The organism is Type-C symbiont of Plautia stali, assembly GCF_059730935.1.
The window spans coordinates 1,246,530-1,265,571 of sequence record NZ_AP035923.1 but is presented as its reverse complement, the minus strand read 5'-3'; the positions used below and the strand labels follow the sequence as shown (position 1 = coordinate 1,265,571).

Genomic DNA, 19,042 nt, shown 5'->3' with positions numbered 1-19,042 from the left:
TACATAAAGGAGAAAGGCTCGCTATGCCCGCTGAGAATTCGGTCTCATCCATGAATGGTATTCATTATTTTGCCCAGGGCTGGAAACTGGTGCGTCTGCCCGGTATCCGCCGCTACGTCATCATCCCGCTGCTGGTGAACATTGTGCTGCTGGGCGGTGCGTTTATCTGGCTGTTTCAGCGCCTCGGCCAGTGGATTCCCCGGCTGATGTCGCACGTGCCGGACTGGCTGCAGTGGCTGAGCTATCTGCTGTGGCCACTGGCGGTGATTTCGATTGTGCTGGTATTCAGCTATTTCTTCTCCACCATCGCCAACTGGATTGCCGCGCCGTTTTGCGGCCTGCTGGCGGAGCAGCTGGAAGGACGTCTGACCGGAAAACCCCTGCCGGACAGTGGCTGGCTCGGCATGATGAAAGACATCCCGCGCATCATGAAGCGCGAGTTACAGAAGCTCGGCTACTATTTGCCGCGCGCGCTGGGCCTGCTGCTGCTCTATTTTATCCCCGGCTTTGGCCAGACCGTGGCGCCGGTGTTGTGGTTTCTGTTTAGCGCCTGGATGCTATCGATACAGTATTGCGACTATCCGTTCGACAACCACAAAGTCAGTTTTCCTCAGATGCGTAACGCGCTGCGTCAGCATAAAACCGCCAATATGCAGTTTGGCGCGCTGGTCAGTCTGTTCACCATGATTCCGATCCTCAATCTCGCCATCATGCCGGTCGCGGTATGTGGCGCGACCGCCATGTGGGTCGATCGCTACCGCAGCCAGCATGCGCGTCATCTATAATGCATCAAAAAGCCTTATGCATTTTTGCATCAGGCTTATGGTCGCAGGCTATATAGATATACGATTTCTTTCCTTCCGCCGGGGGTCAGAACAGGTATGCTCTGAGGGTTCCCAATATTTCATACAGTTAAGGACGGGCTATGAGTAAGATCTATGAAGACAACTCTCTGACAATTGGTCATACGCCGCTGGTTCGACTGAACCGCATCGGTAATGGACGCATTCTGGCGAAGGTCGAGTCGCGTAACCCGAGCTTCAGCGTTAAATGCCGTATCGGTGCCAATATGATTTGGGACGCAGAAAAACGCGGTATTCTGAAACCGGGCGTTGAGCTGGTAGAGCCAACCAGCGGCAACACCGGCATTGCGCTGGCCTATGTCGCCGCTGCGCGCGGCTACAAGCTGACGCTGACCATGCCTGAGACCATGTCGATTGAACGCCGCAAGCTGCTGAAAGCGCTGGGCGCCAATCTGGTGCTGACCGAAGGGCCAAAAGGCATGAAGGGTGCCATCGCCAGGGCAGAAGAGATTGTTGCCAGCGATCCGGACAAATATGTGCTGCTGCAGCAGTTCAGCAACCCGGCCAACCCGGAAATTCACGAAAAGACTACTGGCCCGGAGATCTGGGAAGACACTGACGGCGCCGTAGACGTTTTCATTGCCGGCGTGGGCACCGGCGGTACGCTGACCGGCGTGAGCCGCTACATCAAGAACACCAAAGGCAAGCAGGATTTGATCACCGTGGCCGTTGAGCCTACAGATTCCCCGGTCATCGCGCAGGCGCTGGCGGGAGAAGAGATCAAACCGGGCCCGCACAAGATTCAGGGCATCGGTGCCGGTTTTATTCCGGGCAACCTTGACCTGAAACTGATTGACCGCGTGGTGGCCATCACCAATGAAGAAGCGATCAGCACCGCGCGTCAGCTGATGGAAGAGGAAGGCATTCTGGCCGGTATCTCTTCCGGTGCAGCAGTGGCGGCTGCCCTTAAGCTGCAGGAAGATGAAGCCTTCGCCAATAAAAATATTGTGGTGATTCTGCCCTCTTCCGGCGAACGCTATCTCAGTACCGCACTGTTTGCCGATCTGTTCACCGAAAAAGAGCTGCAACAGTAAACGACAGAGTCTGAAAATGATGAAAAAAGCACCCAAATGGGTGCTTTTTTGTGGCGCAGATCTCACTTTTACCACCGGGCAGATTGATTTCAGTGATGCGGCTCTGGTATTTAAGCAGCCAATTATTTCGGTGCCTGAAATTAATCTGCCTTTGAAGTGGATCAAGCTGAATCGATTTACTGATTTGGTGAAACGGCGAATCACGGCATAATCAGCAGAGTGACGTATTGCAGCAGTTTTGATCCGTCATCGAAAAAATGACTTTTTCATTCAAGCGCATTTGTTGGTCAGCGTGATGCCGTACCAGCGCACCTACACAGGCTAAAGTTACGGCTCCAGGCTAGACTTTAGATCCATAACACCAAACCTGATAAAGTTGGGGAAATAGAATGTTCCAGCAAGAAGTTACCATTACCGCACCTAACGGCCTCCATACCCGTCCTGCAGCTCAGTTCGTGAAAGAAGCAAAGGCTTTCCAGTCTGAAATCACCGTTACTTCTAACGGCAAATCTGCCAGCGCGAAAAGCCTGTTCAAACTGCAGACTCTGGGTCTGACTCAGGGTACGGTTGTTACGCTTTCTGCAGAAGGTGAAGACGAGCAGCAGGCGGTTGAGCATCTGGTCAAACTGATGGCTGAACTGGAGTAATTCCGCTCCGGCAAGCCATTAAACCGACTCCTTTGCCCCATTGAGTGCAATTATGTTGATCGCGGACAACCTGTCCGCGTTATTGCTTCCTTAGAGTACTGCTCCGCGACAGTGGCAACGCATTGGGTCAATGAGCCATCGTGATTAAAAGGTAGGGTTATGATTTCAGGCATTTTAGCATCACCGGGTATCGCTTTCGGCAAAGCACTGCTGCTGAAGGAAGACGAGATCGTCATCAGCCGTAAAAAGATTACTGACGACCAGGTTGAGCAGGAAGTTCAGCGCTTCCTCGACGGTCGCAGCAAAGCAGCCGGGCAGCTTGAAGCCATCCGTGTGAAAGCCGGTGAAACCTTCGGTGAAGAGAAAGCGGCGATCTTTGAAGGTCACATCATGCTGCTCGAAGACGAAGAGCTTGAGCAGGAAATCATCGACCTGATTAAAAAAGATCACGTAACCGCTGACGCCGCCGCCCACTCTGTGGTTGAAGGCCAGGCAAAAGCGCTGGAAGAGCTCGACGACGAATATCTGAAAGAGCGCGCGGCTGACGTACGTGACATCGGCAAGCGTCTGCTGCAGAACATTCTGGGTCTGCATATCGTTGACCTGAGCGCCATTGCTGACGAATCCATTCTGGTGGCGAAAGATCTGACGCCATCCGAAACCGCACAGCTGAACCTGAAAAAGGTGCTGGGCTTTATTACCGATCTGGGTGGTCGTACTTCACACACCTCGATCATGGCGCGTTCGCTGGAGCTGCCTGCAATTGTCGGCACCGGCAACGTGACCGCTACCGTGAAAAACGGTGATTTCCTGATTATCGATGGCGTGAACAACAAGATTTACGTCAATCCGACCGACGACGTGCAGGAAGAGCTGAAAGCGATTCAGACGCAGTATCTGTCTGAGAAGCACGAGCTGGCGAAACTGAAAGATCTGCCAGCGATTACGCTGGACGGCCACCAGGTTGAAGTGTGCGCCAACATCGGTACCGTACGAGATGTCGCCGGTGCCGAGCGCAACGGCGCGGAAGGTGTAGGTCTGTACCGTACTGAATTCCTGTTTATGGACCGCGATTCGCTGCCAAGCGAAGAAGAGCAGTTCCAGGCTTACAAAGCTGTGGCGGAAGCGATGGGTTCCCAGGCCGTGATCGTGCGTACCATGGACATCGGCGGCGACAAAGATCTGCCGTACATGAACCTGCCAAAAGAAGAGAACCCGTTCCTCGGCTGGCGTGCGATTCGTATCGCCATGGACCGCAAAGAGATTCTGCATGCCCAACTGCGCGCCATTCTGCGTGCGTCTTCCTTCGGCAAACTGCGCATCATGTTCCCGATGATCATCTCGGTTGAAGAAGTGCGCTTCCTGAAGGCTGAGCTGGAGATGCTGAAGGCACAGCTGCGTGAAGAAGGTAAAGCCTTTGATGAGTCCATTGAAGTGGGCATCATGGTGGAAACCCCGGCTTCCGCAGTGATTGCCCGCCATCTGGCGAAAGAAGTCGACTTCTTTAGTATTGGGACAAATGACCTGACGCAGTATACTCTGGCGGTCGATCGTGGTAATGATTTGATTTCACACCTCTATAACCCAATGACGCCATCTGTACTGGGCCTCATCAAGCAAGTGATCGACGCATCACATGCAGAAGGGAAATGGACCGGCATGTGTGGTGAGCTGGCTGGTGATGAACGTGCTACACTACTGTTACTGGGAATGGGGCTGGACGAATTCAGCATGAGTGCCATTTCAATCCCAAGCATCAAGAAGATCATTCGCAATACCAATTTCGAAGATGCGAAGGCACTGGCAGAGCAGGCTCTGGCTCAACCCACAGCGGAAGATTTGATGAACCTGGTGAACAAGTTCATCAAAGAAAAAACGCTCTGCTGATCCGCGAGACGCTGGCCCCAAATTACTGCTTAGGAGAAGATCATGGGTTTGTTTTCTAAACTTTTTGGCGATAAATCAGAGAGCGCGTCAGGGACTATCGATATCGTTGCGCCTCTGTCAGGCGAAATCGTGAATATCGAAGACGTACCTGATGTGGTATTCGCAGAGAAAATCGTCGGTGATGGTATCGCCATCAAACCTACTGGCAACAAAATGGTTGCACCAGTGGATGGTACTATCGGCAAGATTTTCGAAACCAACCACGCGTTTTCTATCGAGTCTGATAACGGCATCGAACTGTTCGTGCACTTCGGTATCGACACGGTAGAACTGAAAGGTGAAGGCTTCAAACGCATCGCTGAAGAAGGCCAGAAAGTGAAAAAAGGCGATGTGGTGATCGAGTTTGATCTGCCGCTGCTGGAAGAGAAAGCCAAATCCACGCTGACCCCGGTCGTGATCTCGAATATGGATGAGATCAAAGACCTGGTGAAACTCTCCGGTCAGGTTACCGTGGGCGAAACGCCGGTTATCCGCATCAGGAAGTAAACCGCGCTGATTGCGTGAAAACGGCACCCAATGGGTGCCGTTTTTGTTTTTTCACACGTTGATGAAAGATTTGCAGGCGAGCGCTTCTGACAAAGCGCACCGTGCCTGTTTGAGGGCGGGACGACCGGGCAGAGGAGCAAAGCGTCCCGCGCCATGGATGGCGCGGGCCGAGGCCCAGGGACGGTTTATGCCGTCTTTGCGATCTGTCCGGTCGTCCTGACCGCCTGCGCCTGGCGTGATGATTTACGCCTGCTTCCAGCGCGGCAGCCGCAGCGTCACTTCCAGCCCGCCTTCCGGACGGTTCACCGCCTGAACTTCGCCGTGATGGGCCAGAACCACTTTGCGCACGATCGACAGTCCCAGCCCGTAACCTTTGCCCATCAGCGGCGAATTCACCCGAACGAACGGATCGAAGATACTCGACAGCTTCTCATCATCCACGCCCGGCCCCTGATCGCGCACGCGAATCGCCAGCCACTGATTCTCCGCCTGCAACTGCACGCTAATATGCTGCCCCTGATGCGAGAAACGCAGCGCGTTGCGCAGCACGTTCTCCACGCCGCGGCGGATTAGCTCAGCATTACCGCGCACGGTGTAATCCGCGTTCTCATCCACCAGAAAATCTACGTGCACACCGGGGATCTGCGCTTCGTAGCGCACATCGGTTACCACCGCATGCAGCAGGCCGGTCAGGTCAAAATACTGCTCGCCAGGCATGCTCTCATGCTCAGCGCGCGACAGCGTCAGCAGTTCGCCGATCATCTTATCCAGGCGGCGCGCCTCCTCGTCGATGCGATTGAGTGAGGATGCTACCGACTCCGGCGTCTGGCGCGCCAGACCGGTGGCTAACTGCAGGCGCGCCAGCGGGGAGCGCAGCTCGTGGGAGATATCATGCAGCAGCTCCTCACGCGCTTTCACCAGCGTATCCAGCCGCTCCACCATCGCATCAAAATCCTGGGCCACAATCGACAGCTCATCATGGCGTCGACGCATCACCGGATAGAGCCGCACCGACAAATCACCGCGCGACACGCGGGCAAACCCCTCGCGCAGCTGACGCATTGGTCGCGTCAGGTTCCACGCCAGCAGCAGACTGAACAGCAGCCCCAGCGCGCCGGCAAAGGTAAACATCGGCTCGGGGATATTCAGAATACGACGCGGGCCTCCGCCGCCCATTGAACTGTCTTCACGCAGCCCTTTGACGTCATAGCGCAGTTCATACTCTTTACCGTCAGCGCCCTTCACCCAGCGCACAATCACCTGCGGAAACGGGCCGTGAAACGGCTGATTAAAGGTCTCCGGCGGCGCATTGTCCGGCGTAGTGGCCGGTCTGGCGTGCTGAATCACCGAGAAAAACTGGCGATCGTTCGGCTCCCAGTCGGCCATCATATCGTCAAGCGAGCTGGGGCCGCCGCGCTCCAGTACCGACACCGCTGAAGCCATTTGCAGATTAACGATCCGACGTACCGCCACAATCTCCGGCGGCTCGTGACGGTTTCCTGACAAGGTAAAGCCCAGCCACAGCAGCTGGCTGATAATCACAAACACAATCCAGAAGCCCAGCAGGATCTTCCAGAACATGCGGCCACGGTAGCTGTGTTTCATCGAATGCGATAACCAATGCTGCGCACGGTTTCAATATTCACGCTGTCTGCGGTCAGCGCAGCCAGCTTCTGGCGGATGTTGCTGATGTGCACATCCACACTGCGATCGTAAGCTTCACGCGGACGGCCCAGCCCCTTCTCCGACAGCTCATCTTTGGACACCACGCGGTCCGGTGCGCGCAGCAGCAGATCCAGCAGATTGAACTCCGACGCGGTGAGATCAAAAGCTTTGCCCTGCCACTCCGTGATACGCGTGGCCGGGTTCAGGCTGAGATCGCCCCAGCGCAGGACCTCTTTCTTGTCCGGCACCGGTGCCTGATCTTCAAAGCGACGCAGCACCGCGCGCAGACGCGCCACCAGCTCGCGCGGATAGCAGGGTTTGGGCACGTAGTCATCCGCGCCCATCTCCAGGCCGATAACGCGGTCGATATTGTCGCCCTTCGCCGTCAGCATAATCACCGGCAGGCGGCTGTTCTGCCGCACCTGACGCAGCACATCAATACCGCTCATATCCGGCAGCATGATGTCGAGAATCATCGCGGTGTAGTGTCCGGATAACGCCCCTTCAATCCCGGCGCTGCCGGTCAGCACCAGCTGGGTTTCAAAACCTTCGGCAATCAGGTACTGGCTCAGCATGGTGCCAAGCTCAACATCGTCATCAACAAGCAGGATTTTCATCTTTTTCTCTCGTACAAAATTGCCGCTATTTTGTCCTGAGTGCCGCGGGAAAGCAGCCGGTTTTACGCGATCCTTACAGTGACCGCGTCAGAACATGCTTAGGGAGACTATAGACAAAAATGGCCCGTACGCCGCGTCACAGGGCGCACGAAGCCAGAAACAGGCGGGGGGAACTAGCGGTGAAAAACACCGGTGGAGAGATAGCGATCGCCGCGATCGCAGACAATAGCGACAACCACACTGCCCGGCTGCGCTGTCGCGATGCGCAATGCGCCAGCCACAGCCCCACCTGAACTGACGCCGCAGAAAATGCCTTCGCGCTGCGCCAGCGCGCGCATGGTCTCTTCCGCCTCCTGCTGCGCCATATCTATCACTTCATCCACCAGTTCCGGGCGATAAATCCCCGGCAGATAGGCCGCTGGCCAGCGACGAATACCGGGAATACTGCTGCCCTCCTGCGGCTGTAAACCAATCACTTTCACCGCCGGGGCAAACTCTTTCAGATAGCGCCCGACGCCGCTGATGGTGCCGGTGGTGCCCATGCTGGAGACAAAATGCGTCATACGACCGTGGCTTTGCTGCCAGATCTCCGGACCGGTGGTGAGATAATGGCCGAGCGGGTTGTCGGTATTATTAAACTGATCCAGCACTTTGCCTTCACCGCGCTGCGCCATGGCCTGCGCCAGATCGCGTGCGCCCTCCATGCCCTGCTCGCGTGTCACCAAAACCAGCTCAGCCCCGTAGGCGCGCATCGCATCCTGACGCTCCTGGCTCATGTTCTCCGGCATCAGCAGGCGTAACCGGTAGCCTTTCAGCGCGGCAATCATCGCCAGCGCAATGCCGGTATTGCCGCTGGTGGCCTCAATCAGCGTGTCGCCGGGCTGGATTTCACCCCGCAACTCAGCGTGGTGGATCATCGACCAGGCCGCGCGATCTTTCACCGAACCTGCCGGATTGTTGCCTTCCAGCTTGAGCCAGATTTCGCTGCCGTTATCCGGCGTCAGGCGCTGCAACTTAATCAGCGGCGTATTGCCGATGGTGTTTTCCAGAGTGGTCACGGTGTCATTCCAGCCGAAAGGAGTACAAATAAATCGGGCGGGAAAATCCCGCCCGAAGGAGTGACAAAAATATCAGGCGCTTTCGGCAAAGGCAACCGGGCGCAGCGGCGTGGTGCCCTGGTAGATACGTGCCTGTTGCAGACCAACAAACAGCCGTTCGCCGCGGATCGGCGCCGTCTGTTCACCGGCAAATACCACCGAGATTGGCTCGCTCTGCCAGCCGACGGGCTGAACCACCAGCTGCCAGAAGTGGCCACGCGGGCTGATCTCCAGCACCTGCACCGGTAACGGTGTCTCCAGGCTACTCTGGCGTGACACGTCCACTTCCCACGGACGCAGGAACAGCTCCACGTCGCCCTGATGCGCTGGCGTATAGCCCAGCGGCCAGCGATGCGCGCCCACATGGAACTGCGAGCCGTGCACTTCGCCGTCAAAGCGGTTCACTTCGCCAAGGAACTCCAGCACAAAGCGGGTCGCGGGCTCACGCCACACGTCATCCGGTGCGCCCACCTGCTCAATATTGCCCTGACTCATTACCACCACGCTATCCGCCACTTCCATCGCTTCTTCCTGGTCGTGGGTCACAAACACGCTGGTAAATTTAAGCTCTTCATGCAGCTGACGCAGCCAGCGGCGCAGCTCTTTACGCACCTGGGCATCCAGCGCGCCAAAGGGTTCGTCCAGCAGCAGAATCTGCGGCTCAACCGCCAGCGCACGCGCCAGCGCCACGCGCTGTTTCTGCCCACCGGAGAGCTGTGCCGGGTAGCGGTTGGCCAGATGTGCCAGCTGCACCATCTCCAGCAGACGGGTAACGCGCTGCTTAATTTCGGCGCTGTTCGGACGCTCGCGGCGCGGCAGCACCGTCAGGCCAAAGGCAATGTTGTCGAACACCGTCATATGGCGGAACAGCGCATAGTGCTGAAACACAAAGCCGACCTGACGATCGCGGGCGTGCGTGCGGCTGACGTCTTTGCCATGAAAATGGATCTGCCCGCTGCTCTGGTGCTCCAGCCCGGCGATAATGCGCAGCAGCGTGGTTTTACCTGAACCGGACGGTCCGAGCAGCGCCACCATCTTGCCGGAAGGAATATCCAGAGAGATATCGTTCAGCACCGGCGTGCGGCCAAATGCTTTATTAATGTGTTTAATCTCAATGCTCATGATTTTCCTCCTGTTGGCGCTTCTGCTGATGCTCTAATCGCCACTGCACCACGCTTTTCAGAAACAGCGTCACAATTGCCATCAGGGTCAGCAGCGCGGCGGCGGTAAAAGCGCCCACGGTGTTGTAATCCTGATGCAGTAATTCAACCTGTAAAGGTAAGGTATAGGTTTCGCCGCGAATCGAGCCGGACACTACCGATACCGCACCAAATTCGCCGATGGCGCGCGCGTTGGTCAGCACCACGCCGTACAGCAGCGCCCAGCGAATGTTTGGCAGCGTTACGCGGCGGAACATCTGCCAGCCAGACGCGCCAAGCAGCACGGCGGCTTCATCTTCGTGGCTGCCCTGGCTCAGCATCACCGGCACCAGCTCGCGCACCACAAACGGACAGGTGACGAAAATCGTTGCCAGCACCATACCCGGCCAGGCAAACATCACCTGGATGTTGTGCGCATCCAGCCAGCCGCCGGCCGGGCCGTTCACGCCCCAGAACAGCAGATACATCAGACCGGCCACCACCGGCGACACGGCAAACGGAATATCGAACAGCGTCAGCAACAGCTGGCGACCGGGAAAAGTGAAGCGCGTCACCAGCCAGGCCAGCAGCGTGCCGAACACCAGGTTAACCGGCACGGTAATCAGCGCCACCAGCACCGTCAGCCAGATAGCATGCAGCATGTCACCATCCTGCAGGTTGCTAAAGGCCTTGCCGATGCCCTGCCCCAGCGCCTCCCAGAAGATGGAGACCATCGGCACCACCAGCAGGCCAATCGATACCAGCACGCCAATGCCGATCAGCAGCCATTTGCCCCAGTTCACCGGCTGACGCTCGGCATGATTGATCTGTGAAATCTCAGCCATTAGTGACCTCCCAGACGGCGGCCAAAGCGGCTCTGCAGGGTGTTAATCGCAAACAGCAGCAGTAACGACGCCGCGAGGATCACCGAAGCGATGGCGCTGGCAGCCGGATAATCAAACTCCTGCAGGCGAACAAAAATCATCAGCGAGGTCACTTCAGTTTTCCAGGCGATGTTACCGGCGATAAAGATCACCGCGCCAAATTCACCGAGGCTGCGGGTAAACGACAGCGCGGTCCCGGCCAGCAGCGCCGGCGCGACTTCCGGCAGCACTACGCGCCGGAAACTCTGCCACGGTGTGGCACCAAGGGTTTCCGCCGCTTCCTCATACTCCGGGCCTAACTCTTCCAGCACCGGCTGCACGGTACGCACCACAAACGGAATGCTGGTGAAAGCCATCGCTACCGCGATACCGAGCCAGGTGTAAGACACTTTGATATCAAAATGCGCCAGCCACTGACCGTACCAGCCGTTAACCGAAAACAGTCCGGCCAGCGTCAGGCCGGCCACCGCCGTCGGCAGCGCAAACGGCAGGTCTATCAGGCCATCCAGCAGCGTACGGCCGGGAAAGCGATAGCGGGTCAGGATCCACGCCATCAACATGCCAAACACCGCGTTAAAGAGCGAGGCCACGCTAGCTGACAGCAGCGTGACTTTATACGCCGCCACCAGTTGCGGATTGCTGATCACCTGCCAGTACTGCGCCAGCGTCATCTGCGACAGCTGCATCAGCAGCGCGCTGATCGGCAGCAGCAGAATCAGACAGGTAAACAGCAGGCTGGTGCCGAGGCTGAGGCCAAAGCCGGGCAGAACGCGTTTCTGTGCAGAAGCCAACATCAGCCGCGCCCCGCTGCCAGTAATTTATCCAGCTCACCGCCGCTGGCGAAGTGGGTTTTCATCACCTGCGGCCAGCCGCCAAACGCGTCATTAACATTGAACAGCGCAGTCTGCGGGAAGCGATCTTTCTGCTCCGCCATCAGCTGCGGGTTATTCACGCGATAGTAAAAGCCGGTGATGATTTTCTGCGCCTGCGGCGTGTAGAGGTAGTTAAGATAGGCTTTCGCCGCTTCCGCCGTGCCGTTGTGTTCGACGTTCTTATCGACCCACGCGACCGGGAATTCAGCGAGAATGTTAGTTTTCGGCACAATCACTTCGTATTGGTCTTTACCGTACTGGTTACGGATATTGTTCACTTCCGATTCAAAGCTGATCAGCACATCACCCAGCCCGCGCTCGGCAAAAGTGGTGGTGGCGCCACGGCCGCCGGTATCAAACACTTCGACGTTCTTCAGGAACCTGGTCATAAACGCTTCGGTTTTGGCCTGATCTTTGCCGTCCGCCTGGTCGGCAGCGCCCCACGCGGCCAGATAGGTGTAACGGCCGTTACCAGAGGTTTTCGGATTCGGGAAAATCAGCTTCACGTTATCGCGCGCCAGATCGGCCCAGTCGTGAATCTGCTTAGGATTCCCCTTGCGCACCAGGAAGGCCATGGTGGAATAAAACGGTGAGCTGCTGTTAGGCAGACGACTCTGCCAGTCGGCCGGGATCAGGTTACCTTTGTCGTGCAGCACCTGCACATCGGTCACCTGATTATAGGTCACGACATCGGCACGCAACCCCTGCAGAATGGCCAGCGCCTGTTTTGAGGAGCCCGCATGTGACTGTTTAATGATCAGCTTGTCGTCAGGGTGCGCCGCGTTCCACTGCTGTTCAAACGGCGCATTCAGGGCAACAAACAGTTCACGTGACACATCGTAAGAGCTATTGAGCAGCTCTGTTGCCTGTGCCGCGCCCGCTAAACTCAGCGACAGCGCTATACCGCCAAGCCATTTTTTCGAAACCGAACGTGTCATGCTGCACCCTGAGAAATGGAGTTCGAGCCTATGCCATTAGATGCTGTCAGTGTATTTATAACTCTGGCGAAAGCTGTAACGGTTTTATATATCGTTTAGGGATTTCAAAGTCTAAAAAGGCATAAGCCAGCGGCAGAGTTTATGCGCAGGGCGGGATTAACTGAGCCGCGTCAAGCGGGGATGTGGTGCGCACGGCGGCGCACCGGTAAAACGCGATGGATTAACGTGACAGCGCCTGCAGCGCCGTCAGCGAAGGGGCAAAGAAGTAGCTGCCGCTCACCGGTTTGGTGAACCGTAACATGGCATCCATCTTGCCGTCGCGCTCGCCAAACATGCTCAGCAGCTGCTGCTCAATGTTATACAGACGATGACAGTACGAAATAAAATAGAGACCGTGGCGACCGCTGGCGGTGCCGTACGGCAGGCTCTGGCGCAGAATCTTCAGGCCTTTGCCCGCTTCTTTCAAATCCACGCGACTCAGGTGCGACGTCGCCGGCCGCTGATCGCCCGGCAGCTCTTCATTGTCCTGTTTGGTGCGGCCAATAATCGCTTCCTGCTTATCAATCGCCAGCCGGTTGAACTGCGGCAGGTTGTGCTCCCAGCGCTGGGTAAACACATAGCTGCCGCCGGCATCCGGGCCGTCAGCAATGATCGCCACCTGCTGGCGCGCCTCGCCCTGCGGGTTTTCGGTGCCATCAACAAAACCGGAAAGATCGCGATCTTCGACCCAGCGGAAACCGTGCGTCTCTTCTTCAATGGCGACCGCGCTGGCAAACGCCGTCAGCGCCGCCTGCGCCAGCGAAAAGTTCACGTCGTGACGCAGCGACTGAATATGGATCAACAGATCGCGCTGGGTCGCCGGTGCCGCACCTTTGCCGAGCGGCGTGAAAGCTTTGAGTTCGGGAGCTGAGTCGGTGCCCTGCAGATCGCGCCACAGCGCATCACCAAAGGCGATGACCGCACCAAGGCCGGCGTCCGGGAATTGCTGCTGTAGCGCAGCCAGCTGTTGCAGAAAGGCGTGGCAACCCTGACGCAGCGCAGCGAGGTCGCCGGTGGCGCGGGCTTCCAGCCAAATGGCAAAACGGCGGTGCTCCAGCAGGATCCCGCTCTGAAACTGAGACATGACAATGCTCTCCGGCATAAAAGTTAACGGCGTTTTTCGCCGGTATCATACCGGAAAGCCCTGCGCAGAAGATGCGTTAACGCAATTTTTTCGCCAGTTAACGCTGCCAGACGATCTTACTGATTTTCCAGCTTTTTAACGTATCATCTGACGGCATCAGCCCGGTCGGACCGTGCCACTCGCCGCTGTAGATATAGGCGATATGCTGACTACCCGGCGCGCGGCACTCAACATCGCGCACATCCAGCCCGGCAACCATTTTGCAATTATCAAACGCTTTGCTGAATTTATCGCTGAACGCATCACCGATTTTACTGCCGTCGGCGCTGCGCGCATCGCTATCGAGCACTTCAATGCGCTCGACGCTACGCTGGCCATTAATCACCAGCTTAACCTTACCGTCATCCAGCGCCTGCCAGAAATCCACTACCTGCCCGTTCTGCGTGCGCATGCCCTGACGCAGCTGATAATCATTGTTCAGCGCGGCGCTAATGGCGGACTCCGACATTGCCGTGTTGCTGTTCAGCCCGGCGACGCCCTGCTCGGTGACGGTGAGCGAACTGCCAAACCAGCTAAACGGATTGAGCGCCGACCAGTGATAGCTGAGCGGATTGTACCAGTGACTTTCGCTGGTGCTGGCAGAGGAAGAGGAACCGGAACTGGCGCAACCGGCCAGCACCAGGGCGCTGACCAGCAGGGCGGGACGAACAACTTTCATGCAAACTCCTTTCTTTTGTGCCGACTGGCGTGCCTGTTGGAGTCGCAAACCGGCAAAAAGTTTATTCGCGGTGCTGCATGGCGGGCAGAAACCCGGCCGCGCGACGCGTGGAATCAGTATTCACGGTCTTCAATCAGGCGTTTGCCCAGCAGCAGTGAGTCGACCGGCTCGTAATCCAGCTTCTCGTAGAAAGCCACCACCTGATCGTTCTCTTCGCGCACCATCAGATGGATTTTCGGGCAGCCGCGCGCAATCAGCTTTTTCTCCAGCCGGTTCATCAGCGCATTGGCAAATCCCCGGCCCTGATAATCAGGGTGCACCGCCAGATAGTAGGCGGAGCCGCGATGGCCATCGTAGCCGCCCATCAGCGTGCCCACGACCTCGCCGCCTACCTCAGCCACCAGAAACAGCTCCGGGTCATGGTTCATTTTGCGTTCGATATCGAGTTCCGGATCATTCCACGGCCGTAACAGATCGCAACGCTCCCAGAGCGTAATGACTTCTTCAAAATCTTCCTGGCGGAAGGAGCGGATTTCCATCGGCGTTACCCTGCAATGAGGCACAATTCGCTGATTATCACGCATTCTTTGCCAGGCGCAACCCTCGCAGGGCGCAACGGCTGAAAAAAACGGCTAAATAGCGATTCGCGGCCTGAAATACAAAGTAATGTCCTGAAATGGTTCGGCAGTCGCCGCCGGACGGCGCTTAAGCTATAACACGGGGCAGGTTTACTCTCAGGGACATGTTAATGAACAAGATTTCACTGTTGCGGCGCCTGACCAATCGCCGCCAGCTGATCCTCTCCGGCCTGGCGCTGGCGGTGCTGTCGCCGCGCGCGGTCCAGGCGCAGGAAACTCGCGCGGCAGTGCCCGTCAGCGCACGCCATACACCGCCGAAACCGGCCACCAGCGGCAAGCGCATTGTGATGATCGATCCCGGTCACGGCGGCATTGATTCTGGCGCGGTGGGTCAGGAAGGCTCAGAAGAGAAGCACATCGTACTGGAGATCGCCAACACCGTGCGTACGCTGCTGCAGAACCACCCGAAGGTGGAAGTGCGGCTGACGCGCGACAGCGACCACTTCATTCCGCTCTACCAGCGCGTGGAGATTGCGCATCAGCACGGCGCCAACCTGTTTATGTCGATTCACGCCGACGGCTACACCAGCCCGGAAGCCAACGGTGCGTCGGTGTTTGCCCTCTCCAATCGCGGTGCCAGCAGCGCCATGGCGCGCTATATGTCGCAGCGCGAAAACGACGCCGATAAAGTGGGCGGCGCGGCGGTGCAGGAAAAAGATAATTATCTTAACCAGATCCTGTTCGACCTGGTGCAGACCGATACCATCCGCAACAGCCTGACGCTGGGTAAACACGTGCTGGACCAGATTCGTCCGGTGCATCACCTGCACAGCCAGCACACCGAGCAGGCGGCGTTCGCAGTGTTAAAATCCCCGTCCATCCCGTCGGTGCTGGTGGAAACCTCGTTTATCACCAACCCGCGTGAAGAACAGCTGTTGGGCACCACGGCGTTTCGCCAGAAAATTGCCCGGGCGATTGCCGACGGTATCGTCAATTACTTTGATGAGTACGATCGTCGCCAGGCCTGATAGCGTTTTGTGCTAGAATCGCGGCAAATTTTTGCAATGAGTGAGCCATGAGCAATCCCGATATTTCGCGCGTCAAAGCCTATCTGCTGGCGCTGCAGGATGATATTTGCGCCGGTCTGGCGGCGGAAGACGGCAGCGCCAGCTTTGCCGAAGACACCTGGCAACGCCCCGGCGGCGGCGGCGGACGCAGCCGCGTGCTGCGCAATGGCAAGGTGTTCGAGCAGGCTGGGGTTAATTTCTCCCATGTGTATGGCGAGCAGATGCCCGCGTCAGCCACCGCGCATCGCCCGGAGCTGGCAGGCCGCAGCTTCGAAGCGATGGGCGTGTCGCTGGTGGTACACCCGGAAAATCCGTATGTGCCAACCAGCCACGCCAACGTGCGCTTTTTCATTGCTGAAAAGCCGGGCGCCGATCCGGTCTGGTGGTTTGGTGGCGGTTTCGATCTCACCCCTTATTACGGTTTCACAGAGGATGCCCGGCACTGGCATCAGACCGCGTTCGATCTGTGCCAGCCGTTTGGCGATGACGTCTATGCGCGCTACAAAAAGTGGTGTGACGACTACTTCTACCTGAAACACCGCAACGAGCAGCGCGGCATTGGCGGCCTGTTTTTTGATGATTTGAATACGCCGGATTTTGACCACTGCTTTGATTTCATGCAGGCGGTCGGCAACGGTTTCATGCAGGCCTATCAGCCGATTGTAGCGAAGCGCAAAGAACTGGCTTGGGGCGAACGCGAGCGTCAGTTCCAGCTTTACCGCCGGGGCCGCTACGTTGAGTTCAATCTGGTGTGGGATCGCGGCACGCTGTTCGGTCTGCAAACCGGCGGTCGCACCGAATCGATTCTGATGTCGATGCCGCCGCTGGTGCGCTGGGAATATGATTATCAACCCGCCGACGACTCCCCGGAAGCCGCGCTGACCCGCGATTTCCTGCCGGTGCAGGATTGGCTGGGGCTGGAAAAATAAGCCAGGTGCGCATTCATGCGCACCCTGCGGAATAACCCGATAAAACGCGCCCCCGTAGGGTCGCCCTTCAGGGCGACCGGGTATCAGGCCAGCTTGCCGCTCACAACGGCTCGGTCTGCGCCTCCACCACCGCCAGCGCCACCATGTTAACAATGCGTCGCACCGAGGCGATGCGCGTCAGCACATGCACCGGCTTGCGGATGCCCATCAGTACCGGCCCCACCGTCACCCCTTCCGAACAGGACACGCGCAGCAGGTTGTAGCTGATGCGTGCGGCCTCAACGTTCGGCATGATCAGCAGATTGGCGGTACCTTTCAGCGGGCTGTCCGGCATCAGCTCGCGACGAATACTCTCCACCAGCGCTGCATCGCCGTGCATCTCGCCGTCAATCTCCAGCTCTGGCGCTCGCTGCTGAATCAGCGCCAGCGCCTCGCGCATCTTCCGCGCGCCGGGTGCGTTCGAAGTGCCGAAACTGGAGTGCGACAGCAGCGCCACGCGCGGTTCGATGCCGAAACGCCGCACGGTTTCTGCCGCCAGCAGCGTGATATCCGCCAGCTGCTCAGCGCTGGGATCCTCATTCACATAGGTATCGGCAATAAAGGTGTTACCGCTCGGCAGCAGCAGCGCGTTCATCGCCCCGGCGACCTTGACGTCATCGCGGAAGCCAAACACCTTCTCCACCACGTCATAATGTTCACGGTAGTCGCCGATGGTACCGCAAATCATCGCGTCCGCTTCGCCACGATGCACCATGATGGCGCCGATCAGCGTGGGATTGCCAATCACCGCGCGCTGGGCGGTTTCCGGCGTGACGCCGCGCCGCTTCATCAGCTGATAATATTCATTCCAGTACTCCTTAAAGCGCGGGTCGGATTCGTTGTTCACAATCTCAAAATCACGCCCGGCTTCGATTTTCAGCCCCTGCTTCTGCAAACGCATGGCAATCACGTTGGGACGACCAATCAGTATCGGCTTCGCCAGCCCGAGCGACACCAGCTCCTGAGTGGCGTGCAGCACCCGCACCTCTTCGCCTTCCGCCAGCACCACGCGCTGCGGCGCTTTGCGCGCCTGCGAGAAGATCGGCTTCATGAACAGATTGGTTTTATACACGAACTCGGTGAGCTGCTCGCGGTAGGCGTCAAAGTCAGCAATCGGTCGCGTCGCCACGCCGGAATCCATCGCCGCTCTGGCGACGGCCGGGGCTATCTGCACAATCAAACGCGGATCGAACGGTTTGGGAATCAGGTATTCCGGGCCAAAGCTCAGATCCTGATCGTCGTAAGCGGACGCTACCACGTCGCTCTGTTCCGCCTGCGCCAGAGCGGCAATCGCATGTACCGCCGCCAGCTTCATCTCTTCGTTGATGGCGGTGGCACCCACGTCCAGCGCGCCGCGGAAGATGAACGGGAAGCACAGCACGTTATTCACCTGATTGGGGAAATCCGAGCGCCCGGTGCAGATAATCGCATCCGGCCGCACCTGCTTCGCCAGCGGCGGCATAATCTCCGGCTCCGGATTGGCCAGCGCCAGAATCAGCGGATTTGGTGCCATCTTCTGCACCATCTCTGGCGTCAGCGCTTTCGGACCGGAGCAGCCGAGAAAAATATCCGCGCCGCCAATTACCTCATCCAGCGTGCGCGCCCCGCTATCTTCCACGGCATAGGCGGCTTTGGTCGGCGTCATGTCCGCTTCGCGATCGCGGTAAATCACCCCTTTTGAATCACACACCACGATATTTTTCTGCTGCATGCCAAGCGCCACCAGCAGATTGAGGCAGGCAATGGCTGACGCGCCGGCGCCCGACACCACCAGCCGCACGTCGGCAATCGCCTTATTCACGATGCTCAGGCCGTTAAGCACTGCCGCGGTACAGATGATGGCGGTGCCGTGCTGATCGTCATGAAACACCGGAATCTGCATGCGCTGCCGCAGCTGCTGCTCAATGTAAAAACACTCCGGCGCTTTAATGTCCTCAAGGTTGATGCCGCCGAACGTCGGTTCCAGCGCGGCGATCACCTCAATCAGCTTATCCGGGTCGTGCTCGTCGATTTCGATGTCGAACACATCAATGCCGGCAAACTTTTTGAACAGCACGCCCTTGCCTTCCATCACTGGCTTGCCGGCCAGCGCGCCAATATTACCAAGCCCCAGCACCGCCGTGCCGTTGGAGATCACCGCCACCAGATTGCCGCGCGCGGTGTATTTGTGCGCGGCCAGCGGATCGGCGGCAATTTCCAGACAGGGTGCCGCCACACCGGGGGAATAGGCCAGTGCCAGATCGCGCTGCGTCGCCAGCGGCTTAGTGGGTGACACCTGAATTTTTCCGGGGGTGGGATATTGGTGAAAATCGAGCGCGCTTTGCTTCAGTTGATCGTCCATCAGACATCCTTTTGCACGGCTGAAAAGCCCTCAGTATAAGAACGCGCGGCGCAAAAGA

Annotated in this window: 19 protein-coding genes; 8 read left to right on the top strand and 11 right to left on the bottom strand. The window is 57.7% G+C overall.

What is annotated here, in order from left to right; genetic code table 11:
* The first annotated feature begins 23 nt into the window (after nt 1-23).
* The 6 genes from cysZ to crr all read left to right on the top strand — a co-directional run bounded on the left by cysZ (nt 24) and on the right by crr (nt 4,977).
* Nucleotides 24-785, top strand: a complete 762-nt coding sequence (cysZ, locus tag AC6I7J_RS05720) for a sulfate transporter CysZ (protein ID WP_215787463.1) — start codon at nt 24-26, stop codon at nt 783-785.
* Nucleotides 786-925: 140 nt separating this feature from the next.
* Complete coding sequence (gene cysK, locus AC6I7J_RS05715; RefSeq protein ID WP_058770809.1) at nt 926-1,897, top strand: cysteine synthase A; 972 nt, start codon at nt 926-928, stop codon at nt 1,895-1,897.
* Between the two features lie 16 nt (nt 1,898-1,913).
* Nucleotides 1,914-2,108, top strand: a complete 195-nt coding sequence (locus tag AC6I7J_RS05710) for a hypothetical protein (protein WP_021508082.1) — start codon at nt 1,914-1,916, stop codon at nt 2,106-2,108.
* A 178-nt stretch (nt 2,109-2,286) separates the two neighbouring features.
* The gene (gene ptsH / locus AC6I7J_RS05705) at nt 2,287-2,544 is read left to right on the top strand and encodes a phosphocarrier protein Hpr (protein ID WP_007889063.1); all 258 of its coding nucleotides are present in this window, start codon (nt 2,287-2,289) and stop codon (nt 2,542-2,544) included.
* Nucleotides 2,545-2,703: 159 nt separating this feature from the next.
* Nucleotides 2,704-4,431 carry a phosphoenolpyruvate-protein phosphotransferase PtsI gene (gene ptsI / locus AC6I7J_RS05700; protein WP_021508081.1) on the top strand — a complete coding sequence of 576 codons (1,728 nt, stop codon included), beginning with the start codon at nt 2,704-2,706 and terminating at the stop codon, nt 4,429-4,431.
* A 42-nt stretch (nt 4,432-4,473) separates the two neighbouring features.
* Nucleotides 4,474-4,977 (top strand): PTS glucose transporter subunit IIA, encoded by a 504-nt coding sequence (gene crr / locus AC6I7J_RS05695; RefSeq protein WP_010617547.1) that lies wholly within the window; start codon nt 4,474-4,476, stop codon nt 4,975-4,977.
* Between the two features lie 243 nt (nt 4,978-5,220).
* On the opposite strand, the gene AC6I7J_RS05690 is transcribed toward crr, so the two are convergent.
* The 10 genes from AC6I7J_RS05690 to AC6I7J_RS05645 form a co-directional block, all read right to left on the bottom strand.
* Complete coding sequence (locus AC6I7J_RS05690) at nt 5,221-6,582, bottom strand: ATP-binding protein (RefSeq protein ID WP_021508080.1); 1,362 nt, start codon at nt 6,580-6,582, stop codon at nt 5,221-5,223.
* Complete coding sequence (locus tag AC6I7J_RS05685; RefSeq protein ID WP_021508079.1) at nt 6,579-7,259, bottom strand: response regulator transcription factor; 681 nt, start codon at nt 7,257-7,259, stop codon at nt 6,579-6,581. Before AC6I7J_RS05685 ends, AC6I7J_RS05690 begins: the two co-directional genes overlap by 4 nt.
* 173 nt (nt 7,260-7,432) lie before the next feature.
* Nucleotides 7,433-8,317 (bottom strand): cysteine synthase CysM, encoded by an 885-nt coding sequence (gene cysM / locus AC6I7J_RS05680; RefSeq protein WP_498006957.1) that lies wholly within the window; start codon nt 8,315-8,317, stop codon nt 7,433-7,435.
* Between the two features lie 72 nt (nt 8,318-8,389).
* On the bottom strand, nt 8,390-9,478 hold the full coding sequence (gene cysA / locus AC6I7J_RS05675) for a sulfate/thiosulfate ABC transporter ATP-binding protein CysA (protein WP_125309126.1): 1,089 nt from the start codon (nt 9,476-9,478) through the stop codon (nt 8,390-8,392).
* The gene (gene cysW, locus AC6I7J_RS05670; RefSeq protein ID WP_021508076.1) at nt 9,468-10,340 is read right to left on the bottom strand and encodes a sulfate/thiosulfate ABC transporter permease CysW; all 873 of its coding nucleotides are present in this window, start codon (nt 10,338-10,340) and stop codon (nt 9,468-9,470) included. Before cysW ends, cysA begins: the two co-directional genes overlap by 11 nt.
* Nucleotides 10,340-11,173, bottom strand: coding sequence for a sulfate/thiosulfate ABC transporter permease CysT (gene cysT / locus AC6I7J_RS05665; RefSeq protein WP_498006956.1), 834 nt, complete (start codon nt 11,171-11,173; stop codon nt 10,340-10,342). The genes cysW and cysT overlap by 1 nt, the downstream gene beginning before the upstream one ends.
* On the bottom strand, nt 11,173-12,189 hold the full coding sequence (locus AC6I7J_RS05660; protein ID WP_498006955.1) for a sulfate ABC transporter substrate-binding protein: 1,017 nt from the start codon (nt 12,187-12,189) through the stop codon (nt 11,173-11,175). Before AC6I7J_RS05660 ends, cysT begins: the two co-directional genes overlap by 1 nt.
* A gap of 220 nt (nt 12,190-12,409) precedes the next feature.
* On the bottom strand, nt 12,410-13,312 hold the full coding sequence (locus tag AC6I7J_RS05655) for a Dyp-type peroxidase (protein WP_166711950.1): 903 nt from the start codon (nt 13,310-13,312) through the stop codon (nt 12,410-12,412).
* Nucleotides 13,313-13,409: 97 nt separating this feature from the next.
* The gene (locus tag AC6I7J_RS05650; RefSeq protein ID WP_058770813.1) at nt 13,410-14,030 is read right to left on the bottom strand and encodes an RpoE-regulated lipoprotein; all 621 of its coding nucleotides are present in this window, start codon (nt 14,028-14,030) and stop codon (nt 13,410-13,412) included.
* A gap of 113 nt (nt 14,031-14,143) precedes the next feature.
* Nucleotides 14,144-14,569 carry a GNAT family acetyltransferase gene (locus tag AC6I7J_RS05645; protein ID WP_021508071.1) on the bottom strand — a complete coding sequence of 142 codons (426 nt, stop codon included), beginning with the start codon at nt 14,567-14,569 and terminating at the stop codon, nt 14,144-14,146.
* 209 nt (nt 14,570-14,778) lie between these two features.
* Here AC6I7J_RS05645 and amiA point away from each other — a divergent pair, with 209 nt between their 5' ends.
* Both amiA and hemF read left to right on the top strand, forming a co-directional pair.
* Nucleotides 14,779-15,636, top strand: a complete 858-nt coding sequence (gene amiA, locus AC6I7J_RS05640; RefSeq protein ID WP_021508070.1) for an N-acetylmuramoyl-L-alanine amidase AmiA — start codon at nt 14,779-14,781, stop codon at nt 15,634-15,636.
* Nucleotides 15,637-15,683: 47 nt separating this feature from the next.
* Nucleotides 15,684-16,604, top strand: a complete 921-nt coding sequence (gene hemF / locus AC6I7J_RS05635; protein ID WP_021508069.1) for an oxygen-dependent coproporphyrinogen oxidase — start codon at nt 15,684-15,686, stop codon at nt 16,602-16,604.
* Nucleotides 16,605-16,704: 100 nt separating this feature from the next.
* Here hemF and maeB read toward each other — a convergent pair whose 3' ends face one another.
* Nucleotides 16,705-18,984, bottom strand: a complete 2,280-nt coding sequence (maeB, locus tag AC6I7J_RS05630; RefSeq protein WP_058775684.1) for an NADP-dependent oxaloacetate-decarboxylating malate dehydrogenase — start codon at nt 18,982-18,984, stop codon at nt 16,705-16,707.
* Nucleotides 18,985-19,042: the final 58 nt, after the last annotated feature.